Source organism: Moorena sp. SIO2C4 (genome assembly GCF_010672485.1).
Lineage (GTDB): Bacteria > Cyanobacteriota > Cyanobacteriia > Cyanobacteriales > Coleofasciculaceae > Moorena > Moorena producens.
The window spans coordinates 1-3,207 of record NZ_JAAHGN010000892.1; the positions used below are offsets into that span (position 1 = coordinate 1).

Below are 3,207 nucleotides of genomic sequence, written 5' to 3' on the forward strand. Positions count from 1 at the left end.
TGCTGAAAGCTGTTCGCGTTCGCGGAGCGTGGCCATTCGCGTAGCGTGGCCAACGGCCAAGGCCAAGCGTGCGCGTAGCGCTTAAGCTGTTCGCGTAGCGTGCGCGTAGCGCTTAAGCTGATAGCTGAAGATTAGGGACTATTTGGTAAGTGATTAACCAGACTTGAGCTCAGTTGAATCAACCTCGATTTTTGGGGAGCCGACGCAATCGGCTCCTTTTTTTTGTGGAACGGACATCTTGTTTTTTGTGGAACGGGCATCTTGCCCGTTTGATTTTATGGAATGATTTGAATAGTTTTGTGGAACGGGCATCTTGCCCGTTTGATTTTCGGTTGAGGGGGTGACAAGCCAGCTCAACTTTTTGGCCTTGCTTAATAATGGAATGATTTGAATAGTTTTGTGGAACGGGCATCTTGCCCGTTTCATTTTCAGTTGAGGGGGTGACAAGCCAGCTCAACGGTGATGCGATCGCATAGCATCGCCTTCGGGGGAATCCCGCCTAGGGCTTGAGAAGACGCTGATTTCAATAACTCCATCCAGTCAGTGAATCCAGTCACCTCATGCAGTAATTAACTTCACCGGTTGATGTGATTTATATCACACCTTTATCTAACTAAATCGATAATAATGATTATTAGGGAAAATTATAAGATTAGTCAGCCAAGTCTTAGAATTTATCATTTCAGGGCAAAGCATCTGATTATATGCTCAGGATTATAAGCTCAGGGTAGCGCGTCTCTGGCTAAGAAAATATATCACTCAAGAAATATAATATCATCTCTGATTGACTAATTATCATATCCGAAATCAGGTAATTTGGAATTGGTAATTTGTATTTGGTGATTTTGAATTGGTAATTGGTAGTTGAGGATTACCCATTACTGATTACGCTTACCCAACAATCTATAGACTATTTTGGAAGTGATTAACCGCACTTGAACTAATAGATCAGTTCAGATCATTTATGTAAAGCTGTATCGGTTTCTTCAGCTAAACGTGAGATGCTCTTTGTGCCGTGTGTTTCACATTTAACTAGATTTTACGTGCATTTCTGCTGAAACTATTCGAGCAGAGGTCGCTGTCATCAGTAACCTAGAAGCAATTCTTTGCAAACGTAACGATTCACTCGTTTGCCTATAAGCCTTAGGGTTGCTTTGCCAGTAAACTGTGAACCTCTCTATCCTAATTTAGCATGTTACAAAGAAAATCGACACCGCTTATCCTACCAGAGGAAAATAAATTTCCAGACTGTCTGACGATGGAGCTTAAAGTTGAGCCAGTCTCGACAGGGATTTTTTCATCTCGCGATAGAGAGCAATTAAAGCTATACCTGACTATTCAATTTAATGAACAGTGGCTGCAGATGCTATTGGGTCGAGTTAGGTTCGGACTCAAAGGTGGAGAACTCAGGCTAAGGCTAAAAAATGGCAAGATACCTTTGGAAGCTCGTAACTTCAGTGGCTCATTTGAGCCTGCTGTTGAAAAACAGAGGAAGCAGCAAGAGAGTAAGGAAAATCACAGTAAAGTCGAGGCTTCTTGGGATAAAAATCAACCTGGAGTTAAAGCTAACCATGGTGAAAAGAATACAGGAGGGACAACAGATGGGTTTCAGTTCATTGACTATCAGATCACAACGAAGGGGTCAGAGGAAACTCCAGCTTGGGTTTTTGAGGTAAAAACGGGTCAACCCGTGTTTAAAGGATTACTCAAGGAAGTCGAGCTGGGAACAATAGATGTAATGGCAAAGCCGTGCTACATAGAAGCTACCTTTGAAGTTTTTAAACCAGATGTTCATGTGACTGGAGCTGAAGGGTTGTGGTCTCCCGAAATTAGTCGGGAAGAACGTGTAGTCTTAGATAGAAAGATTGCCTTACTGATTCTAGAGCACCAATTAAAACCTTATTTAAGTAAAGTGGTACTAAAGTATGACTAACGAACAATCTAAACCGGTGACTAACGAAAAATTCAACCAGGAGTTGGAAGAATTCATCAGAAGTGTTGAAGGCGCTAACACTACTAATTTTTCTCAACTGGCGGAGATAGCTGAACTAAATCTTTATGAAGACTTGGCTAGAGTTGACTTAAGCGGGGTTAACTTAGAAAACGTTAATCTGAATAATGCTGATTTAAGGGGAACGAATTTTAGGAATGCCAATCTAACTGGTGCTGATTTTAGGAATGCCAATCTAACCGGTGCTGACTTTAATGATGCTATTTTAGACAACGCTCAATTTGGTAATAATTCAGGGCTTACTGAGGATATTATATCTGCTCTCAAGGCTCAAGGGGCAATTTTTTTTGATGATTCTGAAGAATTCTTGCTTCCTACAGAAAAATTACATAATGTAGAAGCGCTCTGGAAGCAGGGTATCAAAAAAACTATTTTGATGATAGAGGAATTGAGTGATAAGGATGTAGAATGGATGATTGCTACAGGCAGCAAGAAAGAAATTATTGCTGATACTACGCTTATCGAAGAAGGGAAAGAGATTGATGCACTGTATATAGTGTTGGACGGACAGTTTACAGTTTCAGTTGGGGGCAGAGATATTGCTGAATTATCGGGAGGTGAAGTAGTAGGGGAAATGTCTTTTCTAAAACGAAGTTTACCTGCCGCTACTGTTACCGCTATAAATGACTCAGTAGTTTGGTCAATTTGTCGGCATAAGTTGCAGGAAAAGCTACAGCAAGATAAAGATTTTGCATCCCGTTTCTATAAAGCTACTTCTATTATTTTAGCTGATAGGTTACTCGGCCAATCTTATCAAAATCAATATTCCCAAATTCAGCCATTACCTAACTACTATTGCAGCCCTAAAAATCTTAATAATCAGGCTTATTTGAATCGTTATGATGCACAACAAAAATTATATTCTCTAATCAAAGGGATGTCGGACAAGTGCTTTAGTTAAACCCAACTATTTAGCACTTATCACATTTCTAAATTCGGTGAGGTACTTTTGTCCTAGGTGGCGCAGAAGTAGGGAGTAGGGAGTAGGGAGTAGGGAGTAGGGAGTAGGGATGGAGCGCTCCCCAGAAATTCTGGATTCTTATGATGACTTCAGCAATTCTGTCTACTGTCTACTCCTGAAAATAATTAGTTAAGACATAATTCGAGGGAGTGATAAAATCCTAAAAAGGGTGTTAGACAATCCTAGCATTAGAGAATGGGATTCGGCGTTCGCGCAGCGTGGCCTACGGCCACAG

Annotated in this window: 4 protein-coding genes; 2 read left to right on the forward strand and 2 right to left on the reverse strand. The window is 40.9% G+C overall.

Features of this window, described 5'->3' with window-relative positions; genetic code table 11:
- Positions 1-153 precede the first annotated feature (153 nt).
- Both F6K20_RS30900 and F6K20_RS30905 read right to left on the reverse strand, forming a co-directional pair.
- Positions 154-426, reverse strand: coding sequence for a hypothetical protein (locus tag F6K20_RS30900; protein WP_008188903.1), 273 nt, complete (start codon positions 424-426; stop codon positions 154-156).
- 2 nt (positions 427-428) lie between these two features.
- Positions 429-557, reverse strand: coding sequence for a hypothetical protein (locus tag F6K20_RS30905; RefSeq protein WP_267872105.1), 129 nt, complete (start codon positions 555-557; stop codon positions 429-431).
- Positions 558-1,192: 635 nt separating this feature from the next.
- Here F6K20_RS30905 and F6K20_RS30910 point away from each other — a divergent pair.
- Positions 1,193-1,933 (forward strand): hypothetical protein, encoded by a 741-nt coding sequence (locus F6K20_RS30910; RefSeq protein ID WP_008188904.1) that lies wholly within the window; start codon positions 1,193-1,195, stop codon positions 1,931-1,933.
- Positions 1,926-2,912, forward strand: coding sequence for a pentapeptide repeat-containing protein (locus tag F6K20_RS30915; protein WP_008188905.1), 987 nt, complete (start codon positions 1,926-1,928; stop codon positions 2,910-2,912). The genes F6K20_RS30910 and F6K20_RS30915 overlap by 8 nt, the downstream gene beginning before the upstream one ends.
- The last annotated feature ends 295 nt before the right edge of the window (positions 2,913-3,207 follow it).

Coding starts and splice junctions, on each gene's coding strand:
- F6K20_RS30900 (WP_008188903.1), bottom strand. CDS start 426: ATGAAACGGGCAAGATGCCCGTTCCACAAAACTATTCAAATCATTCCA.
- F6K20_RS30910 (WP_008188904.1), top strand. CDS start 1,193: ATGTTACAAAGAAAATCGACACCGCTTATCCTACCAGAGGAAAATAAA.
- F6K20_RS30915 (WP_008188905.1), top strand. CDS start 1,926: ATGACTAACGAACAATCTAAACCGGTGACTAACGAAAAATTCAACCAG.